This window comes from Spirosoma gilvum, from assembly GCF_054776815.1.
This window is the reverse complement of record NZ_BAAHBH010000006.1, coordinates 508,531-525,798: the sequence shown is the minus strand read 5'-3', so window position 1 is coordinate 525,798 and position 17,268 is coordinate 508,531. Positions and strand designations below refer to the sequence as shown.

Genomic DNA, 17,268 nt, shown 5'->3' with positions numbered 1-17,268 from the left:
GATTACTTTTCTGATTGCTTTTCTAACTATACTTCATACACCTATGGAACAGCTCAAACTTTCCCAATCGTATTCTGGATTTTATCAACTCGTTCGTCTTGACCGACGCGGCACCGCCCATTTTAGAGCCGATCAAAAGGTAGATAATATCGCCCTGGCCGGTAATGCGCTCATGCCGGAAGATCGAATTCTACCCGTGTTCCCACCTGCAGTGGTTCCTCCCCTGAAAGTGACAGACCTGGAAGTAGTCAGTATCAACTGGTCCGTGAATAAAAAAGGGATTCTAAGAGGATCGGCGCAATTTATTTCGCTCCATACACATGATGTTGTTTATGCCACCTTATCAGGAACCAGTCCAGAACCGCCCGCTGGTCAGGAGTTTCGGGAAGCCCATGTAACCGTAACCTTCACAGGGGGTAGCCGTGGGTTTACCAACGCGAAGGGTACAGCAAAAGTCAATGCCCGGCTATTTGCTGATGGTCGTTCAATTGGAACCCTGGATGGAACCGTCGAAATCCCATGACCGTTCGCGTTGCCTGCATTGGCGTCGGGGGATACGGATGGGTAGATTTAATGAGTATAAGCCGGTACGCTACAGTCACGGCCCTTTGTGATGTCGATGAAAAGCCATTAAAGAGAGCGAAGCAAATCTTCCCTGCTGCAATAGCATACCGAGATTATCGACAGCTTTTTGATCAGGGGCACCACCTGTTTGATGCCGTTTCTATCAGTACTCCTGACCATACCCATGCTTCCCTTTGCCAACTGGCCATCCAGTTTGGCAAGCATTGTTATTGCCAAAAACCACTGGTCAGGACCCTTCAGGAGGCTAGCCTGCTCAAATCATTATTGGCTAAATCCAGTCTTTCGACACAGTTGGGTCTCCAGGGCTTATCTTCCTGGACGGCCCGACAGGCCATCTGTTTGTTAAAAGATCAGATGATCGGCTCTATTCAGGAGATTCATTTATGGACCGATCGCCCTGGTCAGTATTGGAAACCGGTATACCGTTTAGTCAATAAACCAGCCGATATACCTGAGGGACTGGACTGGCATCTCTGGTTGGATGGCCAGTCAGCCAGACCCTATCGATCAGATTATCACCCTTTTCGATGGCGCTCCTGGTTTGATTTCGGAACGGGGGCATTAGGCGATATGGGCTTTCATTTGGGAGCAATTCCTCTCTTAGGTATCGATCTGGGAACAATTACCGAAGTGAGTGGCTCGTATGGAAAGCCCAGTACCTATACCTATCCGGCCTGGTCGGAGTTGGTGTACACGTTTTCATCTGGCATACACCTGTACTGGTATGATGGAGGAAAACGCCCTCCAGAAGCCTGGCTGAAAGATGAGGTAAGACTAGATGACAACGGCTGCCTGATCAGAGGAACGGAGGGATCCCTTTATTTACCTACCGCTCTTGTGGGTCGTTACCTGCACCTGCTCCCCAAAGCAAAATTTCGTGATGTGAATCTCCCGATACCGCCTACTCCCCTCTTTGCTGATCACTACCAGGAATGGATTGCTTCCATTCAACAGCCATCGACCCAACCACTAGCTAACTTTTGGGAGTTGGGTCTGAAGCTGGCCGAACTGGTGCTACTGGGTAATCTTTTGATTCAGCAGCAGAAAACACAGTTAAGATGGGACTCGACATCTTTTCAGGTCATTACCATGCAATGACCCCGAACAGAGAACGATACAAGCATCTATACATAGGTTCTATCTCATTTGTCAAAGATATTCTTCGATGACACTCTATCTCTATCTAGTACTTAGAAAACTACAGGCTGGCTGGCACCGACTCCGACGTGCCCTTCGGGGCGACACCATCGAGCAATTTGATCTGCAGGTGGAAACCCCTATTCGTACTTTCTATGAAGGGCCTGTTTTTGACCCGTTGCAAATTAAAGCCGGGCTTAGACCTATTGAAGGAATTCCTGGTTGCGGCCTATGGCCTGCTGCCGCACGCATAGCTGCTGAAAAAATTTGTGGCAGGCAATTACTTTTTTACCTTCAGCCTGATCAATGTTTTTTTGGTGATGCCCTACAAATCGTTGACCTGCCCGATGAAAAACCGGTCGATAAACGGTTTCCTCCCTTTGGCTGGAGTGGCCCTTCCCTAACAGGCGGCTATGCACTGACTTCCACTCCGTTATCGGGAACCATCAGCATTCAATTTGAACCTGTCGAGCGGGATGGGTTCGTCAACTTTACGCTCCATCATAAACAGGGACTTCAGGGCCCGGATTCAACCCTTTCCAGTCCGGCCGGTTATTGCTTGCCTACAACTGGCAATCAGGTGCATGACACTCACATGCGATCGCATGGCAAACTGGAATTGAAAACGGGACGTCTGTATAATTTCCACTATAATGTCCAATTTGACAATTCGGCTATTGATCAGCTTTCAGCGACAAACCCAGGGCTATCGGCACCTCCTTTGCTCTTTCCAGGGCTGCCCTATGCTGGCCATGCGTTTGGTTATTTACGGGTAACCTCTTCAGTACAGGGATTTGGTTTAAGCATTTATGCTGGTATGTTTTTACCATTAGGACCGGACGTAGCTGGTAGCCCGATTCGAATGCCGGGTATGCATAAATCCGGGCTATTTGACAAGCCATTTCCAGCCCGAAATTCATCACTACATCCTTTTATTTCCATAGAGGCAACAACCTTTCCAATGGAGCCTCAGCTTTCGAAGATATCGGAACCTTTGCTGGCTAAATTTAATCAACTGCAAAATACCCGCCTTACTCTCCTGAGCATCCCCCATTACAACTGCTTCGGTGACATTTTTACGCTTAACAACCCCGTTTTTCAATCGGTAGCTCACGGTCAAACACCCGCACTGGGCAAACTGGACATTCAGTTTGGCAGCTTAGTCAATCAGGTTATTCCTTATACGGTAACACTACGAGCCTGGTCAGACACGTTTGCCACCCGGTTGGCCAAGGTGCTTCGCTTTTTACCCCCAGGTACTCAGGCCGGTTGGGTGGGCCTCAATGGTATTCTGGATTTTACGTCTATAAAGCATATCCAGCGCAATCTTTCCATTCAAGGCGACGCCCAGAAGCTATCCATCGGAACGGTTCATCTTGGGCGAAATCAGGGCAATCATTCGCTTATTATCCGTGGTTATTTTTTTCTGGATGTTTTAGCTCGATTGATGGTACTTGAACCCCGCACACCAACGGATTCATTTGCGTTTGTTTCGAGAGCTGTTTTTCAGATGACGGCAGATGGGAACTTGATCTATACAACGAAAGGAGAAGTTCATATACCGTATCCAACTGGTTATCTATTCCCGTTGCCCAATAGAAAAGGCGGGGCTCTTATTGGACCCGACTCATTTTTGCGCCCTTTTCTTACTCTCTGTGCAGTAGAAGAATGCGCTTTCCATCCTAACCGGCTAGACGCATTTGCCTTAGCAAGCAAAACCATTCTCCGGGGTCTCTGCCAAACAGTAGCGATCCATTGCAAACTCGACAGGGAGGCTATGCTGAAATGGACAATCACGATCGATGAGCAGCACTATATAGGCTATTCAACCAACATGATTCAACAGGCAAGTCATATAATGGATTTTGATAAAGTTGGATTTGTAGAAGTCAATCTAACGGGCAATCCCGCTACCACAGTTGTTTTATTTCTTCATGAGAACGTAAATAAAACGTTTTTTACAGCCTTTTCAACCAATGAAGCCCTGGGCTTTTGGGCAGAAATGACCGATCAAGAATAAAGAGATGACGAACATCGGAGCCATTAGAGCGTAATTATTCTCTAAATTTTCCAAAAGCAAGCGTTAAACTATCCCACCACATCGAATCAACTCAATCGGCTATCATCGAACGGTATAAATGAGCCTTATCTTTGCTTTTTAGTTTGTAGTCTATAAAGCGTTCCTTTGGTGAAATTCTCCGTCTTTCTCGCTGTTACTTTTTGCTTATTCTGCCAAACCAAGCTGCTGGCTCAGAAAAAAAACGAGAGCTATCAACTTCATATTAACCGAGCCTCTTCGCCCGTTACAATCGATGGTCTGATTGAAGAACCAGCCTGGCAGGCTGCCGAAGTCGCTACCGATTTCTGGATGGTCCTCCCCATGGACACCAGCCGCGCCCGCGTTCGTACCGATGTGCGGATGACCTACGACGATCATAACATTTACCTGAGTGCTATTTGCTACCACGGCTACGTTGAAGGTCCCTACATGGTCGAATCGCTCCGGCGCGACTGGTCGTTTGTTAAAAATGACAATTTCATTTTTTTCATGGATACCTTCGACGACCAGACCAATGGGTTTACGTTTGGCACCAATGCCGCCGGAGCCCAATGGGACGGGTTGTTGTATGAAGGTGGCAAGGCCAATCTAAGCTGGGATAACAAATGGTACTCCGTTGTCAAGAATTACGCTGACCGTTACGTACTTGAATTGGCCATCCCGTTCAAGACGATCCGGTACAAAAAAGGGATTACCCGCTGGGGCATCAACTTTAGTCGACAGGATTTAAAAACGACCGAAAAATCGTCCTGGACACCGATTCAACGACAATTTCCGACGGCTTCGCTGGCTTTAACAGGGGTACTCGTTTGGGATCAAGCGCCCCCACAGCCCGGCCCTAATATTTCCATCATCCCCTACGCGCTCACGGGCATCACCCGAGATTACCAGAACAACACCCCGACCAACAGCCGTTTCGATGCCGGTCTGGATGCTAAAGTCGCCGTTACTTCATCACTCAATCTGGACCTGACCGTAAACCCCGACTTCTCCCAGGTCGATGTTGACCAACAGGTAACGAATCTGGATCGGTATGAGCTGTTCTTCCCCGAGAAACGGCAGTTTTTCCTGGAAAACGGTGATCAGTTTACCAACTTCGGTTACGCAACCATCCGCCCGTTTTTCAGCCGACGGATTGGACTCGGCGGGGTACCCATCCGCTTTGGAGCCCGACTCAGTGGCAAGCTTAACAAAGACTGGCGTATGGGCATTATGGACATGCAGACGGGGCGGGTGGACGATACGGGCTTACCGGCGCAGAACTTCGCAGTGGTAGCCCTGCAACGGCGAATCTTTGCCCGGTCGAACATTGGGCTGATGTTCGTTAATAAAGAATCGCTTTCCTACCAGCCTGAGGCCAACAAGCCCCTGTACTCACGCTACAACCGCAACTTCGGGCTCGAATACAATCTGGCATCGGCCAATAACCTTTGGACGGGAAAAGCCTTGTACGTTAAATCGTTTAGCCCGGACCAATCGGGCGACGATGCCGTCTATGCAGGCAATCTGCAATACACAAGCCGCCGATGGCTCATTGGCGGTCAGGTCGAGTCGGTCGGTAAGAATTATACGGCTGAAGCAGGGTACGTACCACGCCGGGGTTATGAGCGCGGTATGGCTACACTTGGCTACACCTTCCTGCCAACGGGGAGCAGTGTCTTGAACCACGGGCCGCTGCTTTCCTCTACCTATTTTTTCGACCCGGCCTGGAAGCAAAGTGACAACGAAAGTTACCTAAGTTACGCCATTACCTTCCGTAATCGAAGCGTTTTTACGGCCTGGGTAGCGACCGATTACGTTCGTCTCTTACAACCGTTTGATCCGACTAATACCGGCCGGGAAACACTAGCCACTGGCACTGAACATTACTGGACAGCCTGGGGTACTGATTTTGACTCCAAACCCCAAAGTGTATTCACCTATGGGTTTTCAAGTCGTTACGGTGGTTACTATGCCAATGGCACCCGGCTGAATCTAACGGCCGATCTGGGGTATCGCATACAGCCCTATGTGAGTCTGGCAGCTAGCCTGAGCTACAACGATATTCGACTGCCGCAACCCTGGGGACAAACTACGTTCTGGCTAATCAGCCCCCGTTTCGACCTCACCCTCACCAATACGCTCTACCTAACCACCTTTGTTCAGTACAATGAGCAACAGAAGAACATGAACGTGAACGCCCGTATTCAGTGGCGGTATAAGCCCGCATCCGATTTTTTCCTAGTGTATACAGACAATTATTTACCTAATTCAGCACAAATTGGGCAGGATATACCGGGCTTCTTTTCGGTAAAAAATCGGGCGTTGGTGCTGAAGTGGACTTACTGGTGGAACTTGTAGGGGTCGAGTTTTAAACAAACTGAATTTGTGGTAGTTAATCTGGCAATTGCTCAAAAGCGAAGCTTAAACAACTACACTAAATTTCAGTCAACGTTATGAAAGCCCTGTTGCGTATTTTCCCAGTAGCCCTGGTGGCCTTGTTTCTTACATTCTTTCTGACCAGTTGCGAAGCAATTGGTGATATTTTTAAAGCTGGTGCCTGGACGGGCGCTATTCTTGTTATTGCCGGTATCGGTGTGGTTATCTGGCTTATATCGAAGCTGTTTGGTGGAGGCAGTAGATAACACTTTCCAAATTATTTAAAATCAAAAAGCTCACCGTCACCATCGGCGAGCTTTTTTTGATTTTAAATAATTTGCCTGCTCGGCCGCGATGCAATCGCGGCCGAGCAGGCAAATTATTTACTGAGCTACCAATTCCAGCAGTCCATCGCGCTGAAGAACGGCACGCTGACGTTCGCTCAGGTCGTCGGAGGCTTTCATGAGTGGCAAGCGGACTTCTGCCGAAATCAGGCCAATAATCTCCATGATATTTTTAACCCCTACTGGGTTACCTTCTTCATACAGCAATGGGTCGATTCGTAGGAAATGACCAAGCTCTTTCCGGGCAAAGGCAAAATCGCCCTGCAAAGCCGCTTCAATCAATCCGCAGAATCGCGCCGGAAACGCATTGGCAATCACCGACATAACGCCTACTCCACCAATACTGATGATGGGTACGCCCTGTACGTCGTCGCCCGAAATGAGCAGAAAATCATCAGGTTTGTCGCGAACGATTTCCATGCACTGCTCAATCACACACGACGCTTCTTTTACGCCAATGATGTTTGGATGCTGCGCGAGTTCGACAATCGTCTCAGCCGACATATTAATCCCAGTTCGGAAGGGTATATTATATAGAATAACCGGCACTGGGCAGGCATCAGCAATACGGGTAAAATGCTCGATTACCCCGCGTTTTCCCGGTTTATTATAGTAAGGGCAAACCGACAGGATAGCATCTACGCCCTCAAAGTCAATATCCTTCATTCCCGCTACGACATCGGCGGTCACATTGCCCCCAACACCGTATACGATCGGCAGTTTCTTCGGATTGTTCTCCTTCAGGTATTGCAGCAACTGGGCTTTTTCCTTCTTGGTTACCGTTGGCGATTCACCGGTGGTGCCCTGAAGGACAACATAACGCACTCCTCCATCGGAGATGTGTTGGATAACGCGGCCAAAACCGTCGAAATCAATAGAGTGGTCGGCATTGAAAGGTGTCACGATAGCAACACCGACCCCGTGGAATTTAGTATCCATTCTCGGAAACAGAATTTTAGAACTGCAAAGGTACGGGAATTTACTTGTGAAACTTTACTGACGAAAAGTTCTAATCCGGCAACCTTATATAATGGCCATTACATTCAAAGCGATCTGTTGGGTAGTTTACAGATCTCTCAGTTCCAATAGTCCTAGAATTCCAGCATCGCCAGGAATTCATCTTCACTGATCATAGGCACATTCAGTTTCTGTGCTTTTTCGACTTTAGACGGCCCCGCATTTTCGCCCACGATCAGATAATTCAGTTTTTTTGATACACCACTCAAGAGCTTACCACCATTGGCAGCAATACGCGCTTCGAGTTCTTCCCGGCTGAAATGGGCAAACGTGCCCGTATACAGGAACGTTTTACCTGCCAGGGTATCGCCTTCCGGCTCCACTACTTTTTTCTCACCCACAAACTGTAGGCCCGCCGTCCGCAACCGTTCAACAAAGGCACGATTTTCCTCGTCGGCAAACCAGGCCACGATACTTTCGGCAATCCGTGGACCTGTATCCGGCACGGCCAGTAATTCGTCCTGCGATGCGTTCATTATCGCATCCATCGACCCGAAGTAATCCGACAGCTTTTCAGCCGTAGTAATGCCTACATACCGAATGCCCAGCGCAAACAGCACATTAGCAAACGGCTGCGCTTTCGATCGTTCAATGGCCGTCAGGATATTTTCGACGGTCTTTTCACGGAAACTAACGATCCGCTGCTTCCCTGAATCCTCATCCACAAAGGTCTTTTGAATACCTAAGAGTTTATCAGCCGTCAATTCATACAAATCAGCAGGTGTTTCGACCAGCCCCCGGTCGATAAGCAATTCAATTTTTCCTTCACCCAGGCTTTCGATATTCATAGCCCGTCGCTGGATAAAATGCTCGAAGCGAGTCTGACGTTGGGGAGGGCAACCTCGTTCGTTGGGGCAGTAAAAGTTCGCTTCACCTTCTTTCCGCACTAAAGGAGTGCCGCAAGCCGGGCAGGTAGTTGGGTAAACAATAGGTTGACTTTGATCCGTGCGCCGGTTAAGATCAACGCCGGTGATTTTAGGGATAATCTCACCGCCTTTTTCAACGAATACAGTATCGTTGAGCATGACGCCCAGCCGCTCAATTTCGTTGGCATTATGCAAAGAAGCTCGTTTCACGGTTGTACCGGCAAGCAATACGGGGGCAAGCAATGCGACCGGCGTCACGGCTCCCGTTCGGCCAACCTGATACCGAATACCTTTCAGAACCGTACTGGCAGCCAGGGCTTTGTATTTAAAGGCAATGGCCCAGCGCGGACTTTTGGCGGTATAGCCCAGCTCACGCTGCTGATCGTAGCGATTGACTTTAATCACGATACCATCCGTACCGAGTGGCAACGTAAATCGCTTTTCTTCCCAATCGTTAATGTACTGCATCACCTCCCGGATGTCGGCACATTTTCGCCAGGTCGGCGACACATTGAACCCCCACTGTTTCAGCGCGATCAGACTTTCTTCATGCGTCTGGAACACTTCGGGTTCAGACAGAAAGGAATAGATGTAACAATCGAGCCGACGCCTGGCTACGGCGCTGGAATCCTGCTGTTTGAACGTTCCTGAAGCGGCATTACGCGGATTGGCCAGCAACGGTTCACCAATATCCTCACGCTCTTTATTGATGCGATCAAATTCCGCCAGGGGCAAAAAGCCTTCGCCCCGAACTTCGAAAAGCGCAGGGGGCATGGGACTCAGGGTCTGGGGCGAAGGGTTTGGGGCTATGGGGGCAGCGTCGCTGTCGAATGACAGGGTCAACTGCCCTTCACGCTCGGTCTTGCCTGTTGCCCGTTGCCCTCTGCCCTCTGCCCCCTGCCCCCTGCCCCCTGCGCTTAACGGTACCGTCCGAATCGTACGGATGTTCGCCGTAATATCATCACCACGAACGCCATCACCCCGGGTAGCCCCCTGCACAAGTATCCCATTTTCATAGGTCATGCTCAAAGCGACTCCATCAAATTTGAGTTCGCATATGTATTCATACGGCTGCCCATTTAGCCCTTTTTGCACCCGTTTATCAAATTCAATCAGGTCTTCTTCCGAATAGGTATTACCCAGCGATAACATGGGAAACCGGTGATAGACCGTCGCAAATTCCTTACTAATCGTTCCGCCCACTCGAGCAGTTGGGGAATCGGCCTGACGAAATTCGGGATACTGCTTTTCCAGTTCTGTCAATTCGGTCAGTAGTCGATCGAATGTAAAATCGTCTACTTCCGAAATACTATTCTGGTAGTACTGGAAATTATAATAATTCAACTGGTCGGTCAATTCGACAATGCGCTCCTGGGGATTCATAGGTATTTGGAGATTAGTTCATTGGTGGAGTGGTCAATGGATTGATTAGTTGTTTGGCTGACTAAATACAGTCACCTGGTCTACTACGCTTCTAATGACATGCTTAACTAACCAGCCAATTAACCAGGCAACCGATGAACCAATCAACCAATTGACCACTCCACCAGACAGCAATATTGGGTTTGTTTCCTCGTTCAAGCAAAAAAACTTAGTTTTACAGGATAAAAAAATTGAGTATTGGCAACGACCTTTGCTTAAGCCTTTCTTTTTCAACGATTTGATTTCTTCGAACGCAAAAACAACCATGAATCCGCCCCTGATTGCCCCTTCGCTATTGGCTGCTGACTTTGCCAATCTGCAAAAAGAGCTGGAGTTGGTAAACCGTAGCGAAGCCGATTACCTGCATTTCGATGTCATGGATGGGTTGTTCGTTCCCAATATTTCATTTGGGTTTCCTTTACTGGAAGTTGCCCGGAAATACTGTCAGAAACCGCTGGATGTTCACTTGATGATTGCCCAACCTGAACGATACCTCGAAGCCTTTGCCGAAGGGGGCGCGTCGGTTATTCATGTTCATTACGAAGCTTGTACACACCTGCACCGTACACTATCCCAGATTCGTGAACTCGGGTGCCGGGCTGGTGTTGCCCTGAATCCACATACACCCGTTAATGGGCTCGAAGATGTGCTGGAGCAGATCGATGTCGTACTCATCATGTCGGTAAATCCGGGTTTTGGAGGCCAAACATTTATTCCCCACACCCTTCAGAAAGTAGCGAAGTTAAAACAATTACTGACGGCGAATGGCTCAACAGCCCTAATCGAAATCGATGGAGGAGTAGGTGAGCAAAACGCCCAACACTTAGTGAAGGCAGGAGCCGATGTGCTGGTAGCAGGCAATTCCGTATTCCGGGCGGCCGATCCTATCGAGGCAATTCGTCAGCTAAAAGCCAGTAGTTCACCGATGATGGCCTAATCCACAACCCTATTCCGTAACGCTTAACATACTTGACGCTGTAGGCATTCATCCATGAAGAAAATATACCTAGCCCTCCTGCTCAGCTCGCTGTTCCTCCCAACGGCCTGTCGCAAATCGAACCAGAATCAATCCGAAAATTCTCCAACTGATACCACAACCATCGGTGCTCCTCCGTCGCCCGACTGGGCCAAAAACGCAACGATCTACGAAGTCAATACGCGGCAATTTTCGGCACAGGGCAACTTTAAAGCCATTGAAGCTCAACTGCCCCGGCTGAAAGAGATGGGGGTCGATATTCTCTGGCTGATGCCCATTTTCCCCATCAGTCAGGAAGGGAAACAGGGAACGTTGGGTAGCCCCTATGTAATTTCCGATTTTAAAGCCATAAACCCGGACTATGGCACAATGGCCGATTTGAAATCGCTGGTGAACCGGGCTCATGCGTTTGGTCTGCGGGTCATTCTGGACTGGGTAGCCAGCCATACCGGTCGAGACCATGTGTGGGTAAGTCAGCATCCCGACTGGTACCTGACGGCCAAAGGCAAAATGACAGCTCCTATCGATCCCGTGACGGGAAAACCCAGCAGCCTGACGGATATTATTGGCCTGAACTACGACAACCCCGAGATGCGAAAGGCCATGATGGACGCCATGCAATACTGGGTAAAAGAAGCCGATATTGATGGCTACCGCTGTAATGTGGCCGGTTTGGTGCCGGATACGTTCTGGACTGAGTTGCGACCGAAACTGGACAAAATCAAAACGGTTTTCATGCTTTCAGAATGGGAAGACGACCCTGCTCAGTTCAAAAGTGGCTTTAACATGAACTATAGCTGGAGCCTGCATAATATCATGCGGTCGATAGCTAAGGGAGAAAGCCAGGCTATTAAAATCGATTCGGTTCGCGAAGCCAATCAGAAGAAGTTTCCGCCCTGGTATTACCAGATGATTTTTACACAAAATCACGACGAGAATGCCAAAAATGGAACTCTTACGGAGTCGTTCGGTCCCGGTGCTGACGCGTTTATTGTCCTGGGCAGCACACTCGAAGGTATGCCACTGATCTACAACGGTATGGAATCCAACCTGAACAAACGTCTGGCATTTACCGAGAAAGACACCATTGCTTGGGGCAATTACGAAAAAAGCGATTTTTTTAAAACCCTGCTCACTCTGAAACACCGGAATCGGGCGTTATGGAATGGCATGGCTGGTGGAAAGGTCGTCAAAATCGAAACCGATCATGACGATAAAGTGTATGCCTTCCATCGTCAGCGCGACAGTGACCGGATTGTTGTAGTCATCAATTTGAGCAATAAACCCCAAACAGCCCGACTAATGGGCGATGACTTTACGGGCATGTATACTGAAGTTTTTAGTCATCAGCCGGTGGAATTGAAACCTGAAATTCTGGTGACGCTTAAACCCTGGGAGTATCGGGTACTGACCAACTAGATCGATTTACAAAGCAGGTTTTATGACGTACGATTGTACGGGGTAGGTTTATGCCACTCATCCATAATTCGTACATTGTAAGCCGTAAATCATTAATTTGGTCTGTTCATACTCTTCGTTTAGTAGTTATGCAAGGTTGGAGCATCTTGTCGGGCATATGGGTCGCCATGGTTATCACTATGAGCCATGGGCAAGCGACCGTTTCCCAACAACGGCCCACTAACCAACCTGTGGCTGTACAATGGGCCAGTCGGGTGGTTGGTGTATCATCAGAAAAAAAAGGGGAATCCACTGGCGAACAGTACAAAGCGTCACAGGCGTTGGGGCGGCCCAGCAAAGTTCCGGAAATGGGAGAAAACCCCTGTGCCTGGGCACCGTTTTATGCCGATGGCACTGCTGACGAATGGATTCAGGTTGGTTTTGAGAAACCCATGTCGGCCCGGCAGATTGTTGTAGCCGAGAATGTCAATCCCGGTGCGGTGGTCAAAATAATTGTGATCGACGAAAAAGGGGCTCAGCATACCGTGTATCAGGCCACCAGCGTTCAGGCTCGTCCCGACCCGCTTCTGCACATTTTCCCAAAAGATTCGGCTTATCTCTGTTCCCAGATCAAGGTAATTATCAACGGAGCCGCGCTGAAAGGGCCTAATCAGATCGATGCTATTGGCATTTCAGAAGATACCCGACCCATTACGGTCGGTATCAATATCTCCAAAGACACACCGAAAGAAATCCAGAAAGAAAACCTCGGTAAGACGGTGAACTCGCCAGGTCAGGAAGTTGCCCCGGTGATTGCACCTGATGGGCGGACATTGTATTTCACCCGGAATTTCAACAGAGCCAACACCGGCGCTTCCGATCGGCAGGATGTCTGGTACTCCACCCTCGAATCGGCCTCCAGTGGCAATCCGCCCGGTTGGAGTGAGGCTGTTAACATCGGCCCTCCGATCAATAATGCTGGCGATAACGCCATCAGCGGGCTGGGCACCGATGGCCGCACCGCTTATCTGATCAATGTCTATCGACCCGATGGGGGGATGTCCTTTGGGATTTCCAAATCCATTCGAACCAAAGCAGGCTGGTCGCAGCCCATTGAGTGCAAGATTGCCAACAACTATAATTTACACGAAAAAAACCAGCTCGAATTTTGCGTCTCACCCGACGGGAAAGCGATTATCCTGGCAGTACAGCGTAAGGACACCCGTGGCAACCGTGACCTGTACGTCTCGCTTCAAAAAGCCGACAATACCTGGACGGAACCTGTATCCTTAGGAAACGTTGTCAATACCGCCGACTTTGAAAGTTCGCCCTTTCTGGCTGCTGACGGCCGTACGCTTTATTTTACCTCCGCCGGCCATCCGGGCTATGGAAATGGCGATATTTTCGTTAGTCGCCGACAAGATGATTCCTGGGGCAACTGGAGCGAGCCTGAAAACCTCGGCCCGGCTATCAATACAGCCGAATGGGATGGATATTTTACCATCCCCGCTTCGGGCGATTTCGCCTACCTGAGTTCACGGGCTGGTTCGCTGGGCGAAGACGATATTTTTCGGCTCAAATTATATCCGGCTATCAAACCCGACCCGGTTGCTATTGTATCGGGGCAGGTGCTGGATGCCCAAAGTAAAAAGCCGGTAGCCTCTGAAGTAGCCTCAGGCTTACTGGGTGAAAATAAAGAGGTAGCAAAGGTCGATTACAACCCCGAAACAGGTGAATATAAGATGATTCTGCCCACTCAGAAAGTCTATAACCTGAAAGCCAAAAAGGAAGGTTACTTTACCACGACCGAAATGCTTGACCTGAGCAAGGATAAGCGCTTTCGCGACATCCGGCGAAACCTATACCTGGTCAAGATCGAAGCGGGTCAGAAGATCGTCATGCGGGACGTGCTTTTTCAACAAAGCCAGTTTGTTCTGATGCCCGGTGCGGATACCGAATTAGATCAGGTAGTAGCCATGATGGAGAAATACCCAGCCATGGAACTACTGATTGAAGGGCATACCGATAACCAGGGCGATTGGGAACCGAATATGAAGCTTTCGGAAGACCGGGTTCGGGTGGTTAAAGAATACCTGACAGGCAAGGGAATCGACGAAAAACGGATTCAAACCAAAGCCTGGGGACCCAGCAAACCGATTGCCAGTAACGAAACCGAAGAGAAGCGCAAACAAAACCGGCGGGTAGAATTCACGATTCTAAAACTATGAGAACCCGTAAATTCTTGTAGTTTTGCCCCAAATGTCTGTACAGTTATCTCGTAATACCTTACTCCTGCTTAGTGCTTTATTGGTGCTGGCGTTGGGGCTTCGCCTGTACCGTGTGGGTACCTACGGCATATATTTCGACGAAAAATCGACCTTACTGATTAGCCAGGGAGTTTGCCTGGAAGGAGCGAATCAGAAAGATGTGTTCAGTAAGCCTTATTTCACACCGGCCGAATTCTGGAAGCCCAAAACGCTGTCCGATTTCGTTGAGGCCAACATCCGGGGAGATATCGGCAATAGCCCTTCCTACTACGGTGTTTTAAGCCTTTGGCTCAGTATTTTTGGCTTGAGCGATACAGCTCTCCGTATGCCATCGGTCATTTTTAGTACCCTGATCGTCTGGCTGTTATTCGTTTTTGTACGACGGCACTTCCGCCCTGGCCAAGCAGGCAGACGGTCTGATTCACTTACGCTCGACTCGGTGAACACCCTGGCGTTGACCAGTGCCGCCATTGCGACCATCGAGCCGTTTTTTGTGGCCTACAGCCACATTGCCCGCAATTATTCGATGTCTTTTTTTCTGACGTTGCTGGCAACGCATCTCTTTCTGCTCATTCTGGAACGAACCCACGAGACATCCACCCGATTCGCTCGATCAAAAAACCGGTCCATTGTCTGGCTGTATCTGGCGTATGGGCTCACCTTCGTCACGGCGGTACTCTCCCATTACCTGACCGTCACCGTATTTTTATGCCACGGACTGTATGCCCTATTGTATCTGCGGAACGTACGTACCTGGGTGCTTTTTGGCGTAACAGCTCTTGTTGGCTTAGGATTAGTTTCGCTATGGTTCATCTATGGCGGAGGCACCTACACATTTTACATCCTCGAAGAGCAGAAGAATTTTTACCGAAATCTGGCCTTAACGAATCCACTGCATAATGGATTTGGGATTATTCTGCCCGCAACATTCCCCAATATTGCCACCCGAGCTGTTCCGGTTTTTTCTGATCTGTTCATCGTCACAAACGGTCTGTCGGCCGTACTGGGTGGTATCCGAAACTCGCTGCTAGCTCTTGGATTAGGAACTGCCGCTACATTGATCATGCACCGCTATTTTTCAGTACCCAAGCCGCCGACCTGGGTGTATGGGGCGGTTCCATTGCTGCTATTGGCCGGATTACCTTTTTATACGGTTCTGCCGCTTCGGCTGCTGGTGCTGTCGATTGCAATTCCGTTTATTTATCTGATCGGGCGTTTCGTCATGTACCAGACCGATACACAACAGAAACGGCTGGTTTTCCTATTGCTCCTGCTTTCGCTGGTGCCAACATTCTTCCTGTTGTTTATGGCCTGGCGGTCAGGGCATACGTATGGTATTACACAGCGCTATTCGGGTTTTTCATTTCCGTATGTCTGTATACTGGTCGCTTTAGGTATGCTACAGCTAGCCCATACCCGCTGGTGGTTTAGCGTACCCATCGCCATTGTCCTACTGATACAGGCTGGTTTTATTGAGCAGGTACTGGCTGGTATTTATGCCGACACAGCGGCCAAGTATACCCAGTTTGGTGAACCCCGGATTGCCAACCCATACTGGTCCTCAGCGCAGCAGCTTAAACAACTTTACGCTCCGGGCGATACGATTCTCTACCCCAATAAACAGCGCGTTATTTTTTCAAAGAAAAACGATATAACCTTCTCGCCCGTTTCGCTGTTCGACGCCCAGATCGTTAACCTGTATCTGCCTAAAGATGCTCAATACATCCAACGTGTCGACCCGAACGAACGGGATCGAATTGTCCTGGTAAAGGGACATTCCGATAAAAAAATTACTATTTTTGACTTTCAGGACCACAAATATCGCTACGGCGACTAGGGCCTATTGTAATGAATAGTGTAAAATGAAAAATGAGGAAGGGAGTTGGAGGATAAACTGCAACTAGCCAGACCAACAGCCGTCGATTCATTCTACAATACACATTATTCATTTATTTCATCCGCCATGACATCAACAACTGAATCAACCGATTTGCAAACGCTGCAGGGACAGCTCCGGCTAAAAATTCTGAGTCTTTACAACCAGGCCCATGCCGGTCATATTGGTTGTTCGCTGAGCTGTGTCGATATGATGATTGCTACGCTCGTCCTGCGAAAGCGAGCACAGGATACGTTTCTTTTGTCGAAAGGTCATGCGGCTGCGGCTTTATACGCCTGCCTGAATCATGTAGGCGAAATTTCGGATGACGTGCTGGCAACCTATTATCATAACGGAACTACCCTACCCGCTCACCCCGCTCCCAATCAGCACAAAGGCATTCCATTTGCAACGGGTTCACTGGGTCATGGATTACCGATTGGAGCTGGTATCGCTCAGGCCGGCAAACTTATGGGCGACGACTCTCGGGTATTTGTCCTGATGTCGGATGGTGAAACCAATGAAGGAACAACCTGGGAAGCGGCACACTTTGCCATTCAGCATCAGTTAGACAACCTGATTGTGCTGATCGACAAAAACGGCTTGCAGGGCTTTGGCTATACCGCCGAGGTAATGGGCGATACGGCTGATGTACAAATCTGGAAGGCGATCGGTTTTGAAACCATCGTCGTCGACGGACATTCAATCAATGACGTAACGGCTGCTATTGATCGGCTCACCGCGACCCCAAATGGAAAGCCGAAACTGATCATTGCCCAAACGGTAAAAGGGAAAGGCGTGTCGTATATGGAAAATCGGCTTGAATGGCACTATCTGCCCATGTCGGAGGCTCAATACGAACAGGCTAAGGCTGATGTGCAGGAACGGTATCTGGCCGCTCAGGTAGCTCAGGTTTGACCGTTCGCTCATTACCGTTTCCTATAAAACTGGCTATGGACGTAG

The 17,268-nt window shown here is 49.1% G+C and carries 12 protein-coding genes; 10 read left to right on the top strand and 2 right to left on the bottom strand.

Features of this window, described 5'->3' with window-relative positions:
• The first annotated feature begins 43 nt into the window (after positions 1–43).
• The 5 genes from ACYVFD_RS18700 (at position 44) to ACYVFD_RS18680 (ending at position 6,405) form a co-directional block, all read left to right on the top strand.
• A complete protein-coding gene (locus tag ACYVFD_RS18700) occupies positions 44–523 on the top strand; it encodes a hypothetical protein (RefSeq protein ID WP_461091934.1) in 480 nt (159 codons plus the stop codon).
• The gene (locus ACYVFD_RS18695; protein WP_461091933.1) at positions 520–1,683 is read left to right on the top strand and encodes a Gfo/Idh/MocA family protein; all 1,164 of its coding nucleotides are present in this window, start codon (positions 520–522) and stop codon (positions 1,681–1,683) included. The genes ACYVFD_RS18700 and ACYVFD_RS18695 overlap by 4 nt, the downstream gene beginning before the upstream one ends.
• A 67-nt stretch (positions 1,684–1,750) precedes the next feature.
• Positions 1,751–3,742, top strand: a complete 1,992-nt coding sequence (locus ACYVFD_RS18690; protein ID WP_461091932.1) for a hypothetical protein — start codon at positions 1,751–1,753, stop codon at positions 3,740–3,742.
• Positions 3,743–3,910: 168 nt separating this feature from the next.
• Positions 3,911–6,121 carry a carbohydrate binding family 9 domain-containing protein gene (locus ACYVFD_RS18685; RefSeq protein WP_461091931.1) on the top strand — a complete coding sequence of 737 codons (2,211 nt, stop codon included), beginning with the start codon at positions 3,911–3,913 and terminating at the stop codon, positions 6,119–6,121.
• 95 nt (positions 6,122–6,216) lie between these two features.
• Entirely contained in the window at positions 6,217–6,405 is a 189-nt protein-coding gene (locus tag ACYVFD_RS18680; protein WP_461091930.1) for a hypothetical protein, read from the top strand.
• A 117-nt stretch (positions 6,406–6,522) separates the two neighbouring features.
• On the opposite strand, the gene dapA is transcribed toward ACYVFD_RS18680, so the two are convergent.
• The gene (gene dapA / locus ACYVFD_RS18675) at positions 6,523–7,422 is read right to left on the bottom strand and encodes a 4-hydroxy-tetrahydrodipicolinate synthase (protein ID WP_461091929.1); all 900 of its coding nucleotides are present in this window, start codon (positions 7,420–7,422) and stop codon (positions 6,523–6,525) included.
• Positions 7,423–7,574: 152 nt separating this feature from the next.
• Positions 7,575–9,749, bottom strand: coding sequence for an NAD-dependent DNA ligase LigA (gene ligA, locus ACYVFD_RS18670; RefSeq protein ID WP_461091928.1), 2,175 nt, complete (start codon positions 9,747–9,749; stop codon positions 7,575–7,577).
• Between the two features lie 304 nt (positions 9,750–10,053).
• Between ligA and rpe the strand changes: the two genes are divergently transcribed.
• The 5 genes from rpe to ACYVFD_RS18645 all read left to right on the top strand — a co-directional run bounded on the left by rpe (position 10,054) and on the right by ACYVFD_RS18645 (position 17,223).
• Entirely contained in the window at positions 10,054–10,725 is a 672-nt protein-coding gene (gene rpe, locus ACYVFD_RS18665) for a ribulose-phosphate 3-epimerase (RefSeq protein ID WP_461091927.1), read from the top strand.
• A gap of 54 nt (positions 10,726–10,779) precedes the next feature.
• Positions 10,780–12,183, top strand: coding sequence for an alpha-amylase family glycosyl hydrolase (locus ACYVFD_RS18660; protein WP_461091926.1), 1,404 nt, complete (start codon positions 10,780–10,782; stop codon positions 12,181–12,183).
• Between the two features lie 128 nt (positions 12,184–12,311).
• Positions 12,312–14,390 carry an OmpA family protein gene (locus ACYVFD_RS18655; protein ID WP_461091925.1) on the top strand — a complete coding sequence of 693 codons (2,079 nt, stop codon included), beginning with the start codon at positions 12,312–12,314 and terminating at the stop codon, positions 14,388–14,390.
• A gap of 31 nt (positions 14,391–14,421) precedes the next feature.
• Positions 14,422–16,266: a glycosyltransferase family 39 protein gene (locus ACYVFD_RS18650; protein ID WP_461091924.1), complete on the top strand. Its 1,845-nt coding sequence runs from the start codon at positions 14,422–14,424 to the stop codon at positions 16,264–16,266.
• A gap of 126 nt (positions 16,267–16,392) precedes the next feature.
• Positions 16,393–17,223 (top strand): transketolase, encoded by an 831-nt coding sequence (locus ACYVFD_RS18645; protein WP_461091923.1) that lies wholly within the window; start codon positions 16,393–16,395, stop codon positions 17,221–17,223.
• The last annotated feature ends 45 nt before the right edge of the window (positions 17,224–17,268 follow it).

Excerpts from the sequence above, each read along its gene's own strand:
- rpe (WP_461091927.1), top strand. The coding sequence starts at position 10,054 with ATGAATCCGCCCCTGATTGCCCCTTCGCTATTGGCTGCTGACTTTGCC.
- ACYVFD_RS18680 (WP_461091930.1), top strand. The coding sequence starts at position 6,217 with ATGAAAGCCCTGTTGCGTATTTTCCCAGTAGCCCTGGTGGCCTTGTTT.
- ACYVFD_RS18645 (WP_461091923.1), top strand. The coding sequence starts at position 16,393 with ATGACATCAACAACTGAATCAACCGATTTGCAAACGCTGCAGGGACAG.
- dapA (WP_461091929.1), bottom strand. The coding sequence starts at position 7,422 with ATGGATACTAAATTCCACGGGGTCGGTGTTGCTATCGTGACACCTTTC.
- ligA (WP_461091928.1), bottom strand. The coding sequence starts at position 9,749 with ATGAATCCCCAGGAGCGCATTGTCGAATTGACCGACCAGTTGAATTAT.
- ACYVFD_RS18700 (WP_461091934.1), top strand. The coding sequence starts at position 44 with ATGGAACAGCTCAAACTTTCCCAATCGTATTCTGGATTTTATCAACTC.
- ACYVFD_RS18660 (WP_461091926.1), top strand. The coding sequence starts at position 10,780 with ATGAAGAAAATATACCTAGCCCTCCTGCTCAGCTCGCTGTTCCTCCCA.
- ACYVFD_RS18690 (WP_461091932.1), top strand. The coding sequence starts at position 1,751 with ATGACACTCTATCTCTATCTAGTACTTAGAAAACTACAGGCTGGCTGG.
- ACYVFD_RS18650 (WP_461091924.1), top strand. The coding sequence starts at position 14,422 with ATGTCTGTACAGTTATCTCGTAATACCTTACTCCTGCTTAGTGCTTTA.
- ACYVFD_RS18655 (WP_461091925.1), top strand. The coding sequence starts at position 12,312 with ATGCAAGGTTGGAGCATCTTGTCGGGCATATGGGTCGCCATGGTTATC.
- ACYVFD_RS18695 (WP_461091933.1), top strand. The coding sequence starts at position 520 with ATGACCGTTCGCGTTGCCTGCATTGGCGTCGGGGGATACGGATGGGTA.